17 protein-coding genes are annotated in these 17,216 nt (G+C 71.3%); 13 read left to right on the top strand and 4 right to left on the bottom strand.

What is annotated here, in order from left to right:
* Positions 1-42 precede the first annotated feature (42 nt).
* Positions 43-828: a lysophospholipid acyltransferase family protein gene (locus E3O23_RS07410; RefSeq protein ID WP_134489648.1), complete on the top strand. Its 786-nt coding sequence runs from the start codon at positions 43-45 to the stop codon at positions 826-828.
* A 72-nt stretch (positions 829-900) separates the two neighbouring features.
* Here the strand turns inward: E3O23_RS07410 and E3O23_RS07405 are convergent, their stop codons facing one another.
* Positions 901-1,452, bottom strand: coding sequence for a flavin reductase family protein (locus tag E3O23_RS07405; RefSeq protein ID WP_134489646.1), 552 nt, complete (start codon positions 1,450-1,452; stop codon positions 901-903).
* Positions 1,453-1,523: 71 nt separating this feature from the next.
* Between E3O23_RS07405 and hisD the strand changes: the two genes are divergently transcribed.
* Genes hisD through E3O23_RS07390 form a run of 3 tightly spaced genes read left to right on the top strand, consistent with a single transcriptional unit; the run spans position 1,524 to position 4,403 of the window.
* The gene (gene hisD, locus E3O23_RS07400; RefSeq protein WP_134489644.1) at positions 1,524-2,834 is read left to right on the top strand and encodes a histidinol dehydrogenase; all 1,311 of its coding nucleotides are present in this window, start codon (positions 1,524-1,526) and stop codon (positions 2,832-2,834) included.
* A gap of 43 nt (positions 2,835-2,877) precedes the next feature.
* Complete coding sequence (gene nrdR / locus E3O23_RS07395) at positions 2,878-3,363, top strand: transcriptional regulator NrdR (RefSeq protein WP_134489642.1); 486 nt, start codon at positions 2,878-2,880, stop codon at positions 3,361-3,363.
* Between the two features lie 5 nt (positions 3,364-3,368).
* Positions 3,369-4,403, top strand: a complete 1,035-nt coding sequence (locus E3O23_RS07390; RefSeq protein WP_134489640.1) for a quinone-dependent dihydroorotate dehydrogenase — start codon at positions 3,369-3,371, stop codon at positions 4,401-4,403.
* A gap of 34 nt (positions 4,404-4,437) precedes the next feature.
* Here the strand turns inward: E3O23_RS07390 and E3O23_RS07385 are convergent, their stop codons facing one another.
* On the bottom strand, positions 4,438-5,481 hold the full coding sequence (locus tag E3O23_RS07385) for an App1 family protein (RefSeq protein ID WP_241983378.1): 1,044 nt from the start codon (positions 5,479-5,481) through the stop codon (positions 4,438-4,440).
* A gap of 108 nt (positions 5,482-5,589) precedes the next feature.
* On the opposite strand from E3O23_RS07385, the gene E3O23_RS07380 reads away from it, so the two are divergent.
* From E3O23_RS07380 to E3O23_RS07360, 5 genes are all read left to right on the top strand, one after another.
* The gene (locus E3O23_RS07380) at positions 5,590-6,276 is read left to right on the top strand and encodes a TetR/AcrR family transcriptional regulator (RefSeq protein ID WP_241983371.1); all 687 of its coding nucleotides are present in this window, start codon (positions 5,590-5,592) and stop codon (positions 6,274-6,276) included.
* Positions 6,277-6,394: 118 nt separating this feature from the next.
* Complete coding sequence (locus tag E3O23_RS07375; RefSeq protein ID WP_134489638.1) at positions 6,395-7,276, top strand: ABC transporter ATP-binding protein; 882 nt, start codon at positions 6,395-6,397, stop codon at positions 7,274-7,276.
* The gene (locus E3O23_RS07370; protein WP_134489636.1) at positions 7,273-7,989 is read left to right on the top strand and encodes an ABC transporter permease; all 717 of its coding nucleotides are present in this window, start codon (positions 7,273-7,275) and stop codon (positions 7,987-7,989) included. The genes E3O23_RS07375 and E3O23_RS07370 overlap by 4 nt, the downstream gene beginning before the upstream one ends.
* Positions 7,986-8,726: an ABC transporter permease gene (locus E3O23_RS07365; RefSeq protein ID WP_134489634.1), complete on the top strand. Its 741-nt coding sequence runs from the start codon at positions 7,986-7,988 to the stop codon at positions 8,724-8,726. The genes E3O23_RS07370 and E3O23_RS07365 overlap by 4 nt, the downstream gene beginning before the upstream one ends.
* Positions 8,727-9,650 carry an ABC transporter substrate-binding protein gene (locus tag E3O23_RS07360; RefSeq protein WP_134489632.1) on the top strand — a complete coding sequence of 308 codons (924 nt, stop codon included), beginning with the start codon at positions 8,727-8,729 and terminating at the stop codon, positions 9,648-9,650.
* Positions 9,651-9,784: 134 nt separating this feature from the next.
* Here the strand turns inward: E3O23_RS07360 and E3O23_RS07355 are convergent, their stop codons facing one another.
* Positions 9,785-10,741: a M56 family metallopeptidase gene (locus E3O23_RS07355; protein WP_134489630.1), complete on the bottom strand. Its 957-nt coding sequence runs from the start codon at positions 10,739-10,741 to the stop codon at positions 9,785-9,787.
* 40 nt (positions 10,742-10,781) lie between these two features.
* Complete coding sequence (locus tag E3O23_RS07350; protein WP_134489628.1) at positions 10,782-11,168, bottom strand: BlaI/MecI/CopY family transcriptional regulator; 387 nt, start codon at positions 11,166-11,168, stop codon at positions 10,782-10,784.
* A gap of 90 nt (positions 11,169-11,258) precedes the next feature.
* On the opposite strand from E3O23_RS07350, the gene E3O23_RS07345 reads away from it, so the two are divergent.
* The 4 genes from E3O23_RS07345 to cydC are packed head-to-tail and all read left to right on the top strand — an operon-like array spanning position 11,259 to position 17,192.
* Positions 11,259-12,668, top strand: coding sequence for a cytochrome ubiquinol oxidase subunit I (locus E3O23_RS07345; protein WP_134489626.1), 1,410 nt, complete (start codon positions 11,259-11,261; stop codon positions 12,666-12,668).
* 9 nt (positions 12,669-12,677) lie between these two features.
* Positions 12,678-13,682, top strand: coding sequence for a cytochrome d ubiquinol oxidase subunit II (gene cydB, locus E3O23_RS07340; RefSeq protein WP_134489624.1), 1,005 nt, complete (start codon positions 12,678-12,680; stop codon positions 13,680-13,682).
* A gap of 5 nt (positions 13,683-13,687) precedes the next feature.
* On the top strand, positions 13,688-15,439 hold the full coding sequence (cydD, locus tag E3O23_RS07335) for a thiol reductant ABC exporter subunit CydD (protein ID WP_134489622.1): 1,752 nt from the start codon (positions 13,688-13,690) through the stop codon (positions 15,437-15,439).
* Positions 15,432-17,192 (top strand): thiol reductant ABC exporter subunit CydC, encoded by a 1,761-nt coding sequence (gene cydC, locus E3O23_RS07330; RefSeq protein WP_134489620.1) that lies wholly within the window; start codon positions 15,432-15,434, stop codon positions 17,190-17,192. Before cydD ends, cydC begins: the two co-directional genes overlap by 8 nt.
* Positions 17,193-17,216 lie beyond the last annotated feature (24 nt).

The following is a 17,216-nucleotide window of genomic DNA, read 5'->3' as shown; positions in this document are numbered from 1 at the left end:
TTTCGCGGGAGGGGGGGTTTGGCGGCGGGATAGGATTTGTGGATGGGAATGGGTGAGCCGGTATACACCGCCGCGATCGGGGTGGGACGGGTGCTGTTCACCTCCCTGCGGCTCAAGCCCCGTGCCACCGGGCTGAGCAACCTGCCCGATGCCGGGGGCGCCGTGTTGGCGATCACCCACTTCGGCTATCTGGACTTCGCCCTGGTCGAGTGGATGCTCTGGCACCGGAACCGCCGACGCATCCGTTTCCTGGCCAAGCAGGGCGTCTTCAGGCAGCCGGTGGCCGGCGCAGTGCTGCGCTCGATGGGCCACATCGCCGTGGACATGACGGCCGGCGCCGAGGCGTATGCCCAGGCGGTCGCCGCCCTCACGTCGGGGGAGGTGCTCGGCGTGTTCCCCGAGGGCGGGGTCAACGCCTCGTTCACCGTGCGCGCCCTGAAGACCGGAACCGTGCGGATGGCGGCGGAGGCCGGCGTCCCGGTGATCCCGGTCGCGGTCTGGGGCGGCCACCGCCTGCTGACCAAAAACCACGAGCCCTCGCTGCGGGAGGCCGTCGGCACGCCGATTCGCTATGCGATCGGCGAACCGATCCGGGTCGACCCTGCCGGCGACCGGACGGAACAGACGCTGAGGCTGCACGACACGCTCCAGTGGCTCGTCGACGGGCTACAGGAGAACTACCCCGAGGACGGGACCGGGAAGTGGTGGCAGCCGGAGCACCTGGGCGGCACCGCCCCGACGCCGGAGGAGGCCGCGGTCGCCGAGGCGGAACGCCGGCGCCGCCGCGAGGAGCGCGAGAGCCAGGCCCGCAAGCCGGCTCGACCATGACCCTTCCGGTCCCGAGTGACCGGCGCACCAGGCGAACCCGACCGCAACGGTCACCGTCGGCGACGTAGGCGTTCAGACATCCGCGCCCGGCACCCGGTAGGTGCGCTCGTGGTAGAGCAGCGCCTGGTCGTCCTCGCCCATGCCGCCCTCCTCGATCTGCACGACGACGACGGCGTTGTTGTGCACCTGGACCCGTTCGATGATGCGTCCGACCATCCACGACGTCACGCCCGTGAGCACCGGGAGCCCGTACGGGCCGCGGTACCAATGGTCGCCGACGAACCGCTGCTCATTCGGGCCAGACAACTTCTCCGCGACGGCGCGATTGCGCACACCGAGCATGTGGATGACGACCCGGTCGTTCTCCACGATCGCCGGCCAGGCGCTGGCCGAGCGGGCCATGTTGAACGTCGCCAGCGGCGGCACGGCGGAGAGCGAGGCGAGCGAGGTCGCGGTGAAGCCGACCGGCGTGCCGTCGGCTCGAGTGGACGTGATCACGGCGACCCCGGAGGCGTGCCGCCGGAACGCGTGTTTGAACGCGGCGAGGTCGACGGGAGCGTGCGGGTCGCCGTCGAGGGGAGGGACGGTTGCAGGCGGTTGCCGGGGCGAGGTCGTGTCGTTCATACTGCTGCTTCAATCTCCTAGATGACCACCCTATTCCCGCGCGGTGATTGTTCGCGGATAGGCTGGATGCGATGATCCAGACGATTGACCTCCGAGGCACCCGGCCGACGCCGGCCGAACTGCTGGCCGCCGTGCCGCGCGCGCTCACCGATGTGGCATCCGCCAGCGACATCGCGGCGGCGCTGATCGACGACGTCCGGGCCAGGGGAGAGGCGGCGCTGCTCGACCAGGCCGAGCGCCTCGACCGGGTTCGCCCCGCGCAGGTGCGGGTGCCCGCCGCCCACATCAGCGAGGCGCTGGCCGGCCTCGACCCGACGGTCCGCACGGCCGTCGAGGAGACCATCGCCCGGGTCCGCCGGGCGAGCGCCGCCCAGGTTCCGCCGAGGGTCACCACCGTGATCGCCGAGGGCGCGGAGATCACCCAGCGCTGGCAGCCGATCGCCCGGGTCGGCCTGTACGTGCCCGGCGGCAAGGCCGTCTACCCGTCGAGCGTCGTGATGAACGTGGTCCCCGCCCAGGTGGCCGGCGTGACCTCGATCGCCCTCGCCTCACCCCCGCAGAGCGACTTCGACGGCCGCGTGCACCCCACCATCCTCGCGGTCGCCGGCCTGCTCGGCGTCGAGGAAATCTACGCGATGGGCGGCGCCGGCGCGATCGGGGCGTTCGCCTACGGCGTCCCCGGCATCGGGCTCGACCCGGTGCAGCTCGTCACCGGCCCCGGCAACGTCTTCGTCGCCGCCGCCAAACGCCTTGTCCGCGGCCAGACCGGCATCGACGCGGAGGCCGGGCCCACCGACATCCTCGTGATCGCCGACGCCGACGCCGACCCGCTGCTCGTCGCGGCGGACCTCGTCAGCCAGGCCGAACACGACGAACTCGCCGCCGCGGTGCTCGTCACCGATTCGCCGGCGCTGGCCGACGCCGTCACGGCCCGACTGGCCGACCTCGCGGCATCCACCACCCACGGCGCCCGGGTGACCGCCGCGCTCGGCGGCCGGCAGTCGGCGCTCGTCCTCGTGGACGACCTGGCGGCCGCGGCCGCCTTCAGCAACGCCTTCGGCCCTGAACACCTCGAAATCCAGACCGTCGACCCGGATGCCGTCCTCGGCCTGATCGAGAACGCCGGCGCCATCTTCCTCGGCCCGCACTCGCCGGTCAGCCTCGGCGACTATGCGGCCGGCTCCAACCACGTGCTGCCGACCGGAGGCCAGGCCCGGTTCGCGCCCGGATTGGGCGCCTACACGTTCCTCCGCCCGCAGCAGGTGGTGCGCTACAGCCGGGAGGCCCTCCGGGCGGTGTCGGGCCACATCCGGGCGCTCTCCGACGCCGAGGCGCTGCCGGCGCACGGGGACGCCGTGGCGGCCCGGTTCGCGGGCGAGTAACATCGACCGGCCCGTCGCCGCGGCACGATAGGCTGGCAGCACAATGTTCTGCCCGTTCTGTCGCCACCCCGACTCCCGAGTCATCGACTCGCGCACCAGCGACGACGGGCTTTCGATCCGCCGCCGGCGCCAGTGCCCGGAATGCGGCCGTCGTTTCAGCACCACCGAGACGGCCAGCCTCAACGTGATCAAGCGCAGCGGCGTCGTCGAGCCGTTCAGCCGAGAAAAGATCGTCTCCGGCGTGCGCAAGGCCTGCCAGGGCCGGCCGGTCACCGACTCCGACCTCGCGATGCTCGCCCAGAAGGTCGAGGAGACCGTGCGGCAGACCGGCGCGTCCCAGCTCGACGCCAACGACATCGGCCTGGCCATCCTGCCGCCGCTGCGCGACCTCGACGAGGTCGCCTACCTGCGGTTCGCCAGCGTCTACCAGGGCTTCGATTCGCTCGAGGACTTCGAGCAGGCCATCAGCCAGCTGCGCACGGAGCACGACGCCCAGGCGTCGGACAAGGCCCCCCGGGCCGAGCTGTAGAACCCGTGTACCCCCTCTTCTTCCGGGTCGTGCTGACGCGCGTCGACCCGGAGCGCGCCCACCACCTGGCCTTCGACGTCATCCGCGCGCTGCCGGCCCTCGGCTTCGGCCGGCTGGTCCGGCGGTTCACCCGGCCCCGCACCGACCTCTCGGTGCGCGCGCTGGGATTGACCTTCGACTCGCCGTTCGGCCTTGCCGCAGGCTTCGACAAGGACGGCAAGGCCGTCATCGGCCTCGGCCAGCTCGGCTTCGGGCACGTCGAGGTCGGCACCCTCACCGCGATCGCCCAGCCGGGGAACCCGAGGCCGCGCCTGTTCCGCCTGATTCCCGATCGCGCCGTGATCAACCGGATGGGCTTCAACAACGGGGGAGCCGCCGCCGCCGTGGCGCGCCTCACGCGCGTGCGGGCGACGCCCGGACGCCCGGTGCTCGGCATCAACATCGGCAAGAGCCGGGTCACCGCCGTCGAGGATGCCACCGCCGACTACCTCGTCAGCACCGCGGCCCTCGCCCCGCTCGCCGACTACCTCGTGGTGAACGTGAGCTCACCGAACACGCCCGGCCTCCGCGGGCTGCAGGAACTCGACCAGCTGGCCCCGCTGCTGCGCGCGGTCCGGACAGCGGCCGGGGCAACACCGCTGCTGGTAAAGATCGCGCCCGATCTCAGCGACGAGGAGGTCACCCGCATCTCCGGGCTCGTCGTCGAACTGGGCCTGGACGGAATCATCGCCACGAACACCACGATCTCCCGCGCCGGGCTGAAGACGGATGCCGCCACGGTGGCCGCGGCCGGCGCCGGCGGCCTCTCCGGGGCACCGCTGGCCGAACGGTCCCTGGCGGTGCTGCGACTGATCCGGGCGAGCGTTCCCGCGGGCCTCTGCGTGATCTCCGTCGGCGGCGTCGAGACCGCCGAGCAGGTCGCCGAACGCCTGGGCGCCGGCGCGACCCTCGTGCAGGGCTACACGGCGTTCCTCTACCGCGGGCCGTTCTGGGCCCGCCAGGTCAACCGCGGGCTCGACCGCCTGCTGCACCGCCCGTAACCGGCACGCCGGCCGCGCCGGCGGGCCAGGCCGGCTAGAACAGGTCGTGTTCGGCGAGCTGGTCGGCCAGGCTCGAACCGTCCGGTCCGTAGACCCACGGCGCGCCAGGGCGGGCCTGGGCGGCATCCTTGGACCGGCCGCCGGCCAGCACCGCTTCGCTGGGGGAGAGCCGGCGGATGGCGATCGCGGCGACGCTCTCCGGGAAATCCCGCTGGAATTCGCTGTAGATGGCCTCGTCGTGCTGGCCGTCGTCGCCGATCAGGATCCAGCGGATGTCGGGGAACTCCTGGGCCAGCCGGCGCAGGTTGGCCCGCTTGTGGTCGCGGCCGCTGCGGAACCAGCGGTCGTGGGTCGGTCCCCAGTCGGTGAGCAGGAGCGCGCCCGCCGGGTACAGGTTCCGCGAGAGGAAGCGCGTCAGGGTCGGGGCGACATTCCAGGCCCCGGTCGAGAGGTAGATGACCGGCGCGCCCTCGTGTGCCGCCGCGAGGCGGTCGAGGAACACGGCCATGCCCGGCGTGGGCACCCGGGCGTGCTCGTCGAGCACGAAGGTGTTCCAGGCCGCCAGCAGCGGGCGGGGCAGGGTCGTCACCATGACGGTGTCGTCGACGTCGGAGATGATTCCGAGGCGCACCGTGGGGGCGACGATGAAGAGGGGCGCTTCGACCGGGGCCGAGTCATCCGTGTGCAGCCGGGCCACATGCCAGCCGGGCGCGAGCCGGGCCTCGACGACGGTGTCGACCACGCCGCCCCGGTCCGCCTGCACCCGGTGCGTGTCGCCGCCGATCTCGATCGTCACGGTCACGTCGTTGACCGGCACGCTGGTGAAGCTGCGCCAGCCCCGGATTCCGGCATCCCGCCCGTCGGTGCGGCGGCGCGGTTCCCTGGCCTGGCCTTCCGGATCCTCGGGTTTGGCCAGCAGCACACGGCAGAGGATGCGCACGCGCTCGGTTGTCCCGTAGCCCGCGTAGGGAATGACAATGGGCCGGTAGCCGCGGCTGCGGGCGTGCCGTTCGCGGACGTCGTGCAGCCAGTCCTCGGCGCGGGCAGCCCGGTGCATGATGCTCGCGGGGTCAGCCATGCTCGGCGATTCGGGGGACTCTGGCACCCACCCAGTCTGCCATGCGCGCCGCGACACAAAGCCACCGGCGGCAACCCGTAAGATGTGACGAGGCGTCGAGGAGGAAACGTGTCGCTTAATGACATCATCGGGGACGGATCAACCGGCCAGGGCCAGCAGATCCGTACCGAACCCATGCAGCAGCGCAGTGCAGCCCGCCTGTCTGCCCTGCTCGACGCTGCCGCCGCCGTGGTCGACGAGGTCGGCTTCGACCGCATCACGACCGCGATGGTCGCCGAACGCGCCGGGGCCTCGATCGGCACCGTCTACCGCTATTACCCCGACCGCGTTGCCGTGTTGCACGCGCTGCGCGAGCGGGCCGTGCTGCGTTTCCGTCAGCGTTTCGTCGAGGAGATGAACCTCACCCGACCGGAGACGTGGTGGGATGCCGTCGACTGCGCCGTCACCGCGTTCGTCGGTCTCTACCGCTCCGAGGCGGGTTTCCGCATCCTCCACTTCGCCGATCGCGAGCGCACCCCGGAAGCCGACGGCGACGCCGAATCCGGCTTCTTCGCCCGACGCCTCGCCGACATCCTCGCCGAGGAGTTCGGCCTGCCGGCCGGGCCGGACCTGAACTTCCGGCTGGAAATGACCATCGAAATGGCCGACGCCCTCCTGTCGCGCGCCTTCGCGTCCGACCCGCAGGGCGACGAGCGGATCATCGCCGAGTGCCGTCGGATCATGCACGACTACCTCGTGGGCTTCTACGGACCCAGCGTCGGCTCGAACGCCCCGGTCCTCTCGCAGCGCTCCTGAGCGGGCAGGGCCCGATTTCGTTTCGGCGCGACCAATCCGTTTGCGCGTGACTTACGAATACAGTGTGGTTGGGTCCGCCGCGCGCTGATCCGGCCCCCGCGAGGAATGAGCCACGTCCATGATCGAGTTCCGTTCGGTAAGCAAGCAGTTCCCCGACGGCACGCTCGCCGTCGATGACTTCAGCCTCGTGCTGCCCTCCCACAAGACCACCGTCCTGGTCGGGTCCTCCGGCTCGGGGAAGACCACCCTGCTGCGGATGATCAACCGCATGGTCGACCCCACCGGCGGCGCCATCGAGATCGACGGGGTCGACATCGCCGGCCTGGAGCCGGTCAAGCTGCGCCGCAGCATCGGCTACGTGATGCAGAACTCGGGGCTGCTGCCGCACCGCACCGTCGTCGACAACGTCGCGACCGTGCCGCTGCTCCGCGGCGTGCCGAAGAAGCAGGCCAGAACGGATGCCCTGGCCCTGCTGGACACCGTCGGCCTCGAACGGACCCTGGCGGACCGCTACCCGAGCCAACTCTCCGGCGGCCAGCAGCAGCGCGTCGGCGTGGCGCGCGGGCTGGCCGTGAACCCCAACATCCTGCTGATGGACGAGCCGTTCGGCGCCGTCGACCCGATCGTCCGGGCCGAGCTCCAGCAGGAACTCATCCGCCTGCAGCGAGAGCTCGGCAAGACCGTCGTCTTCGTCACCCACGACGTGGAAGAGGCGTTCCTGCTGGGCGACCAGGTCGTCATCCTGCGCCAGGGCGGACGGATCGCGCAGGTCGGCTCCCCGGCGGAGATCCTGGCGAATCCGGCCGACGACTTCGTGGCCAGCTTCGTCGGCGCCGATCGCGGCAGGCGGGCGCTCCACCTCGAAAGCCACGGCGGCCGCGACATCCTCGTCGACAGCGACGGCCGGCTGGCCGGGGTACTGACCGACGGGTCACGCCAGAGCGAGGCTGCCCCGGTTCCGGGTTCGGGTGCTGCGGCGCAGGGTGGGGATTCCCGGTGACCTGGATCTGGGCGAACCTTGACGTCATCTGGGACCGCACCCTTGATCACCTCCTGCTCAGCGTGCCCCCGATCATCCTGAGCTTTCTCATCGCCCTCCCGATCGGGTGGCTGGCACGCCGGTTCCGCCTGGGCCGCGGCTTCATCCTGATCTCGGTGGGCCTGCTCTACGCGATCCCCTCGCTGCCGCTGTTCGTCGTGCTGCCGGCGATCGTCGGCACCAGCGGCCGGGACCCGCTCAATCTGGTCATCGCCCTGACGATCTACGGCGTCGCCCTGATGGTGCGGGTCGTCGCCGACGGCCTGGCCTCGGTCGACGCAGACGTGCGCCTCTCGGCCACGGCCGTCGGCTTCTCCGGCCGGGTCCTCTTCTGGCAGGTGCAGTTGCCGCTGGCCGGGCCGGTGCTCCTCGCGGGCCTCCGCGTCGTGGCCGTGAGCACGGTGAGCCTGGCCACGGTCGGCGCCGTGATCGGCGTGCAGAGCCTCGGCAGCCTGTTCACCGACGGCTTCCAGCGCGGGATCGAGGCCGAGATCGTGGCCGGGATCGTCTGCACCGTCCTGCTCGCCCTGGCCTTCGACGGGGCGCTCGTCGCGCTCGGGCGCCTCCTGATGCCGTGGTCGCGCCCGGCGCGACCGTCGGGCTCACCGGCCCGGGCGGCGCCAGGGCCGGAGGCCCTGGACGCGGCCGTGCTCGGTGTGGAGGCGCCGAAGTGACCCTCTTCCTGGACGCACTGAACTGGATCTTCGACCCGGCCAACAACGTCGGGGACGGCTCCATCCCGTCCCGACTGCTCGAGCACCTGGTCTTCACCCTCGTGACCATCCTGATGGCATCGGCGCTGGCCGTGCCGCTCGGCTTCCTGATCGGCCACACCGGCCGCGGCCGGGGCCTGGCCGTGGCTGTGTCCGGCGGGCTGCGGGCCCTGCCGACGCTCGGCCTGCTCACCCTGGTCGCGCTGTGGGTCGGCATCGGGCTGGAGGCGCCGTATGTGGCGCTGACCGTGCTGGCCATCCCGCCGGTCCTGGCCGGCGCGTACACCGGGTTCGAGGCGATCGACCGGACCACCATCGACGCCGCGCGCTCGGTGGGTATGTCCGAGTGGCAGATCGTGCGCAAGGTGGAGATCCCGCTGGGGCTGCCCCTGCTGATCGGCGGCCTCCGCTCGGGAACGCTGCAGGTCGTCGCCACGGCCACCCTGGCCGCCTATGTCGCGGACTTCGGGCTCGGCCGCTTCCTGTTCACCGGGCTCAAGACCCGGGACTACGCCGAGATGCTGGGCGGCTCGATCCTCGTGATCCTGCTCGCCCTGGCCCTGGAGGGTATCTTCTCGGTCATCGACAGGGTCGTCCTGCCGCGCGGCGTCGCCGCGGGACACCCCACAGAAGTCCGGGCCCGGTCAGCCAGACCACGCCCGGGGATGGAATCCACCATCGCGGAAGGAAGAAACTAAATGTTCACAGCAAAAAGAGGCCGGCTCGCGCTTGTCAGCGCGGCCTGGGTTGGGGCCGTCGTAGCCCTCGCAGGGTGTGCGTCCGGCAATCCGCTGGACAGCGGGTCGGATAAGGCGTCCGGCGACAAGCTGATCGTCGGCTCGCAGGACTACTACTCGAACGAGATCATCGCCGAGATCTACGCCCAGGCGCTCGAGGCGAACGACATCGCGGTCGAGCGGGACTTCCGGATCGGCCAGCGCGAGGTCTACCTGCCCGACATCGAGGCGGGCAAGATCGACGTCTTCCCCGAGTACACCGGAAGCCTGCTGCAGGCGCTCGACAAGAACGCGGCCGGCGGCACGAGCGACGAGATCTACGCGTCCCTCCAGGAAGCCCTGCCCGAGGGTCTCCGCGTCCTCGACAAGGCGGATGCCTCCGACCAGAACTCCTGGACCGTCACGCAGGCCTTCGCCGACAAGTACAACCTGACCGACATCGAGTCCCTGAAGAACGTCACGGAGCCGATCGTCGTGGGCGGCAACGCGGAGCTCGAGACCCGTCCCTACGGGCCGAAGGCGCTCAAGGAGAAGTACGGCATCGAAACCGCCGGCTTCAAACCGATCGAGGATGGCGGAGGCCCGCTCACCGTCAAGGCCCTCGTCGACGGAGACATCCAGATCACCAACATCTACACGGCCAGCCCGAACATCAAGTCCAACAAGCTCGTCGCCCTCGCCGACCCGGACGGGCTCTTCTTCGCCGACAACGTCGTGCCGGTGGTCTCCGACAAGGTCACCGACAAGGCCGAGAAGGTCCTCAACACGGTCAGCGCTGCGCTGTCCGCCGAGGACCTGGTGAGCCTGAACGCGGAGAGCGCCAACGACCAGAAGAAGGCCGAAGACATCGCTGCCGCCTGGCTCAAGCAGGCCAACCTGTTCTAACCCGCTCCTCACCAATTCGACGGACATTCTCGGCCGCAGGCCGGTCTTCCGGGCCTCGCCGCCCGGATTCACGGGAATGTCCGTCGAATTCGTGCGTGTGCAGACCGTCGGTCTTCCCGGCGCGGCCGGCGCGGTCAGGCGAGGAGCAGGAGCAGCACCGGCAGCGCGAGCAGGCCGGCGGCGGCGGCGCCCGCCCCCACACCGGCGGCCCGGGTCAGGCAAGGCTCGGGGGCCAGAAGCCGCCGCACCCGCGGAGCGACCGGCGCGTGGCCCGGCTCGGCCGCCGTGGCCGCCGAAGCCGCGGATCCCGCGAACGCCGGGTCCTCGCCCGGAAGGGCGTGCCCGGCGGAACCGACCAGCGCGATCGCCGTGGCCAGGGTGCGATCGTCGACGTGGCGCCGGGCCTGGTCGTCGGCGAGCATCTCGACGAGCAGCGCGACCGCGTTCTCGGCACGGTTGGCGATCGGAAACCAGGGCAGGGCGCTGTGCCAGGACTTGAAGGCGAGCAGCACCAGGTGATGTTGCTGCCGGAGGTGCGCGCGTTCGTGCGCGATGACCCCGCGGAGCTGGTCCGCGTCGAGGAGCCGGAGGAGCCCCTCGGACAACACCGTGGCCGACCGGGTCGCCCCGGGCAGGCAGTACGCCACCGGCGCCGCGTGCGCGATCACACGCGTTCCGGGGCGATCCCGCAGCGGTTCGCTGAGCAGACCGATGAGATGGAGGTGCCGCCGACGCTGATGCTCGGCCCTGGCGAAGGTCGTCGCCAGGTTGAGCAGAAGGTGCCCGCCCAGCAGGAGCGCGGCGCACAGCGCCAGCAGATGGGCGAAGGACGTGCCGGCCGGCAGCGGCCCGCCGGAGAGCTGCCGGAGCACGCCGAGGATGCCGCCCGGCAGCGTTGTCCCGAACGGGAGCAGCCCGTAGGCGAGCAACGAACCGATCATCGCGAGCCCGCCGGCCAGCGCGATCGACTGCCACAGCACGAGCGCGACCCCGGGCGCGCGGGCCGGCCACCGGCTGGCGGCGAGCAGGATCGGGACCGGCCAGGCCAGGGCGACCGCCACGATCCCGAGGCTCGCCGCTGCCGCGAACACGCCTACTCCGGCCGCGGCGGGTGCCGCGCGGGGTGCGAGCTCACTCGCGGCCGGGTGAACCGACGCCGAGGAGCTGCCGAAGGGCCTCGGCCTCCTGCGGGCTCACCGTGCCGATGAACCGGGCCAGCGCGGCCTGCCGGTCGGAGGCGGAGCCGAGGACCTCGAGCATGAGGTCCGCGGTGTGATCCGTGCGCGTCGTCGTCGCCCGGTACAGATGCGGCCGGCTGCCCCGGTCGCGCATGACGAAGCCCTTCTTCTCGAGCCGGGAGAGGACCGTGAGGATCGTCGTCGTGGCGAGGGTGCCGCGCCCGGCTGGCGTGGCGGATGCGTCGGCCAGGCGGTCCCTGAGCTCGTTGGCGCTCAGCGACCCATCGATGTCCCAGAGGACATCCATCACCGTTCTCTCCAACGTGCCCAGATTGCCCATTGGTTCAGTTTACCGCCGCCGGAGTGTTGTTTCTACGCTTCGTAGAAGTGTAATGTTCTACCCACAGTAGAAACGGAATGTGGAGAGACGATGACCGAGTGGCTGGACCCGTTACTGCTCTCCCGCTGGCAATTCGGCCTGACGACCATTTACCACTTCCTGTTTGTGCCGCTCACCATCGGCCTGGCCCTCACCGTCGCCATTTTCCAGACGGCCTGGGTGCGCACCGACAAGGCGAAATACCTGCAGCTCACCCACTTCTTCGGCAAGATCCTGCTGATCAACTTCGCCATGGGCGTCGTCACCGGGATCGTGCAGGAGTTCCAGTTCGGCATGAACTGGTCGGACTACTCCCGCTTCGTCGGTGACGTCTTCGGCGCCCCGCTGGCGTTCGAGGGCATCGTCGCGTTCTTCCTCGAGGCGACGTTCATCGGCCTGTGGATCTTCGGCTGGGACAAGCTCCCGCGCCGCCTGCACCTCGCCACCATCTGGCTGGTCGCGATCGGAAGCACGGCGTCCGCCTACTTCATCATCGCCGCCAACGCCTTCATGCAGAACCCGGTCGGCTTCCAGATCAACGAGGCACGCGGCCGCGCCGAGCTGACCAGCATCGGCGAGCTGTTGTCCAACCCGATCGCCCTGGCCGCGTTCCCGCACACGATCGCCGCCTGCTTCATGGTGTCCGCGGGGCTGATCATCTCCGTGGCCGCGTGGCACCTGTCCCGCAACCAGCACCTGGAGACGATGCGTCCGGCGCTCAAGTTCGGCCTCTGGATGATGGTCATCTCCGGTGTGCTGACCACGCTGATGGGTGACCAGCTCAGCCTGGCCATGGTGGACGCCCAGCCGATGAAGATGGCCGCGGCGGAGGCCCTGTACACGACGGCAACCGGCGCGAACGCATCCTTCTCGATCTTCACCCTGGGCACACCGGACGGCGTGCACGAACTCTTCTCGGTGCGCGTGCCGTACCTTCTGTCGTTCCTGTCGACGCACACGTTCGACGGCACCGTCGAGGGCATCAACAACCTGCAGGCGCAGTACACGCAGCTCTACGGGCCCGGCGACTACACGCCGATCATCTGGGTCACCTACTGGTCCTTCCGCTGGATGATCGGCCTCGGCCTCGCGCACATGCTGGTGGCCGTGGCAGGGCTCTGGTTCACCCGCGGCGGGCGTGTTCCCCGCCGGTGGATGTGGCGGGTCGCGATCTGGTCCTTCCCGTTCTCGCTGCTGGCCATGAGCGTCGGCTGGGTGTTCACCGAGATGGGCCGGCAACCCTGGCTCGTGTTCGGCCTGCTGAAGACGCAGGACGGCGTCTCGCCCAACGTCTCCGGCCTCGAAATCCTGATATCTCTCATCGCCTTCACCGCGATCTACGGCGCCCTCGCCGTGGTCGAATTCGGGCTCATCCTGCGGGCGATCCGCAAGGGGCCGGACGATGTGGCCGCCCCGGACCCGGTCTCCGGGGAAATCACGCCGCGGACAACGGTCTACTAGGAGCGAATGATGGAACTCAACACACTCTGGTTCTGGATCATCGCGGCGCTGTTCGTCGGGTACTTCGTGCTCGACGGGTTCGACTTCGGCGTCGGCATGTCCCTGCCCTTCCTCGGCAGGGACGACGTCGACCGCCGCGTGCTCATCAACACGATCGGCCCGGTCTGGGACCTCAACGAAACGTGGGTCATCGTCGCCGGCGCCGCGCTCTTCGCGGCCTTCCCCGAGTGGTACGCGACCATGTTCAGCGGTTTCTACCTGGCCCTGCTGCTGATCCTGCTGGCGCTCATCGCCCGCGGCGTCTCGTTCGAATACCGGCACCAGCGGCCGGGGGCGGAGTGGAAGCGCGGCTTCGACCGGATGATCGTGGCCGGGTCCGCCATCCCGGCGCTGCTCTGGGGCGTGGCCTTCGCCAACGTCGTCCGCGGCGTTCCCCTCGACGCCGGCTTCAACTACACCGGCACGTTCTTCGACCTGCTGAATCCGTATGCCCTGCTCGGCGGTCTGACCACGCTGCTGCTGTTCTTCACGCACGGGGTGGTCTTCGTCTCGCTGAAGACGGAAGGCGACATCCGCCGGCGCGCCCGGCTCCTCGCCGTCCGATCTGGCGTCGCCACCATCGTCGTCGCGGCAACCTTCCTGGCCTGGACCGTGCTGGCGTACGGCAGCCCGGCCACCGGCATCCTCGCCGCCCTGGCCGCCGTTGCCCTGGTGGCCGCCTTCATCGCCAACCTTCGAGAGGCTGAGGGCTGGGCCTTCGGGCTGATGGCCGCCACGATCGCCCTCGCAGTGCTCACGCTCTTCGCCTCCCTGTTCCCGGATGTGATGCCGGCCAGCAACGACCCGGCGAACAGCCTGACGATCGCGAACGCCTCGTCGACGCCGTACACGCTGGAGGTCATGAGCTGGACGGCCCTGTTCGCGATGCCGGTCATCCTGCTCTACCAGGGCTGGACCTACTGGATCCTGCGCAAACGGCTCAGCCGGAAGACCATCGAAGCCGCCGTACACTAGACCGGATGCGCCCCCTCGATCCTCGGCTGCTCCGCTACGCGAGCGCCGCCCGGCGGTTCCTCGTCGTCGGGGCGGTGCTCGGCCTCGCGCAGACGGTCGTCACCGTGGCCGTCGCCTGGCTGCTCAGCCGCGGCATCAGCCAGGCGATCGACGGCAAACCGCTCGAGCAACTGGCCGGCACGATCGGCGCCCTCGCCGCTGCTGTCGTGCTGCGCGCCGGACTGGTCTGGCTGCTCGAGGTCGCCGCGAACCGGGGCGCGGCCGAGGTCAAGAGCCAGCTGCGCGGCCAGGTGCTCGCCCGGATTGCCGAGCGAGGTCCGGACTGGCTGGCCGGCCGGCAGGGCGCCCGGCTGTCAACCGTGACCACGGTGGGGCTCGACGCGCTCGACAACTACTTCTCCCGGTACCTGCCGCAGCTGCTGCTGACCGTCATCGCCACCCCGATCCTCGTCGCGGTGATGCTCTGGCAGGACCTGCCCAGCGGCATCATCGTCATCGTGGTGCTGCCGGTCATCCCGGTCTTCATGGTGCTGATCGGCCGGGCCACCCAGTCCGTGCAACGCCGGCAGTGGGAGTCCCTGCAGCGGCTCGGCACGGGGTTCCTCGACCTGGTGGGCGGGCTGGGCACCCTGAAGATCTTCGGCCGGGAGCGCCGCCAGTCCGCGAGGCTGCGGGCCATCACCGAGGAATACCGCACCCGCACGATGACGGTGCTGCGGGTCTCCTTCCTCAGCGGGTTCGTGCTCGAACTGGCGGCCAGCCTGTCCGTCGCGCTCGTCGCCGTCTCCGTGGGGCTGCGCCTCGTCGACGGCAGCCTGGCCCTGGGGGCAGGGCTCTTCGTGCTGCTGCTGGCCCCCGAGGCCTTCCTGCCCGTACGACAGGTCGGCGCGCAGTTCCACGCGGCGGCCGACGGTCTCGCGGCCGCCGAGGACGTGTTCGAGATCCTGGGCGCCGACGGCGACAGCGGCACAGACAGCGACACCGAGCACGCGGATGCCGCCGGTGCGGCAGCAGGTCCGCCCGCCGGCGGCCGCCTCCCGGAGCGCCCCGCCCCCGCGCCCGCGGACTCGTCGGGGCAGGGCTCGGTGCGGGGTCCGCGGCTGGGTTCGGGGCTGGGGCTGGGTTCGGTGCTCCGCTTCGAAGACGTCACCATCCCGCGGGGCGGCATTGGCACGGTCGACGGATTCGACGCCGAGTTCGGCCCGGGTGAGCTGGCCGTCATCAGCGGTCCGAGCGGGATCGGCAAGTCGACGCTGGTCGCGGCGCTGCAGGGCTTCGTCCCGTTCACCGGGCGCATCACCCTCGGCGGCGAGCCCGTCGGACCGGGCGGGCGGAGGCCCTGGCTGGCCTGGGCCGGGCAGCGGCCCGGACTGTTCGCGGGAACGATCGAGGGCAACGTCACCCTGGGCGAGGCATCCGTCGACCACGACGCCCTCACCCGGTCGCTGGCCTGGTCGGGTGCTGCGGACCTGGCCCCGGCCACGCGGCTGGGCGTCGCCGGGCAGGGCCTGTCCGGCGGGCAGGCCCAACGGGTCGCGGCCGCCCGCGCCATCTACCGCTCGCTGGTGCGCGGCTGCCCGGTGGTCGTCTTCGACGAACCCAGCTCGGCGCTCGACGCGGAGGCCGAAGCGGTCCTCGTCGACGGCCTCCGCCGGCTGGCCGCGACGGGGCGAATCGTCATCGTCGTCAGCCACCGGCCGGCGCTGGCGGCCGCGGCCGATCAGGTCGTGCGGATGCGGGAGACCAGCCATGTCTGACGTTCCCGCCCGCCCCTCCGACGCCCGCCCGGCCGCCACGCGGGCCGTGCTCCGGCTGGCCCAGCCGAAGGCGCGCTGGTTCCTGCCCGGCCTCGCGGCCGGCGTCCTGAGCGCGCTGTCCGCGGTGGCGCTGCTGGCGACCTCGGCCTGGCTGATCACCCGGGCGGCCGAGCAGCCGCCGATCCTGTACCTCTCGATGGCCGTCGTCGGGGTGCGCGCGTTCGCCCTCGCGCGCTCGGCCTTCCGCTACCTGGAACGTCTGACCGGCCACGACGCCGCGTTCCGCCGGCTGGTCGATCTGCGGCTGGGCGTCTACGAACGGATCGTGCCGCTCGCCCCCGCCGGCCTCGCGAACACCCGGCGCGGCGACCTGCTCAGCCGGCTCGTGCGCGACGTCGACGACCTCCAGAACCTGCCGCTGCGGGTCGTGCAGCCGCTGGCCACGGCCGGCCTCGTGTCGGTGCTGAGCGTCGTGGGCGTCTGGCTCGTGCTGCCGGCCGCCGGGATGACGCTCGGGCTCTGCCTGCTGCTCGCCGGCATCCTCGGCACGCTGTCGGCCGGGGCGGTCGCGGCGCGGTCGGAGCGGGAGCTCGCGCCGCTGCGCGGGGCCCTCGCCGACGAGGTGCTCGAGGTCGTGGAGAACCTCGACGTGCTCCGCGCCTTCGACGTGCTCGACGAGCGGCTGGCGTCGCTCGCCCGGGCGGACCAGCGCCTGCGGCGGGCCACGCTCCGCGGGTCGCTCGGGGTGGGTGTGCAGGGCGCCGTGCTGTCCCTGTTCGCCGGCGCGGCGACCGTGGCGGCCCTGGTCGTCGGCATCCCGGCTCACGGCTCGTCGGCGATCGCCGGCCCGGCCGTCGCCGTGATCGTGCTGGTACCGCTGGCGGTGTTCGAGGTCTTCGGCCTGATCCCGCCGGCCCTCAGCGCCTGGCGCCAGGTGCGCTCCAGTGCCGGGCGCGTCGCCGACGCGCTTCCGGCGGAGATCCCGGCGGAGATCCCGGCGGAGTCCCGGACTGGACCTGCGACGGAGACGCATCGGGCGTCCGCGCCTGCACAGCCCGCACAGCCCGCGCCCGCCGGCACCGTTCCCCTGCTGGAACTGGACGACGTCGGCGCGGCCTGGCCGGGCTCCGCCGCGCCGGCGGTCTCCGGGGTGACCCTCCGGCTCGCGCCGGGGGACCGGGTCCACTTGGCCGGACCGAGCGGCTCCGGCAAGACGACCCTGGCCCAGGCGCTCGTCCGTTTCCTCGAGCACACGGGGTCCTACCGGCTCGGGGGAGTCCCGGTCCGAGACCTTCCGCAGGCCGAGGTTCGACGCCTGGTCGGGCTGTGCGAGCAGCATCCCTGGTTGTTCGACGACAGCATCCGCCAGAACCTGCTCTTCGCCAGGGAAACCGCGACCGACGACGAGCTGCGAGCCGTGCTCGACCGGGTGGGCCTCGGCGCCTGGGCGGAGCAGCGCGGCGGCCTCGACGCGCAGGTCGGCGAGCGCGGCGCCCTCGTGTCGGGCGGCCAGGCGCAACGAATCGCGCTGGCCCGCGCCCTGCTCGCCGACTTCCCCGTGCTCGTCGTCGACGAGCCGACGGCCAACGTCGACGCCGGCCAGGCCGAGGTGCTCGTGCGCGACATCCTGGCCGCCGCCGCCGGGGGCGGGCGTGCGGTGCTGCTGATCTCGCACACGCCGGTCCCGGCCGAGCTCATCACCGCCCGAGTCACCCTGCCGGATCGCGCGGCGGCGCGGCAACGACCGGAGTGATCTCCCCGTCACTCGCTGTCTCCT

This window comes from Cryobacterium tagatosivorans, from assembly GCF_004402215.1.
Lineage (GTDB): Bacteria > Actinomycetota > Actinomycetes > Actinomycetales > Microbacteriaceae > Cryobacterium > Cryobacterium tagatosivorans.
This window is presented reverse-complemented; position numbering and strand designations above follow the sequence as displayed.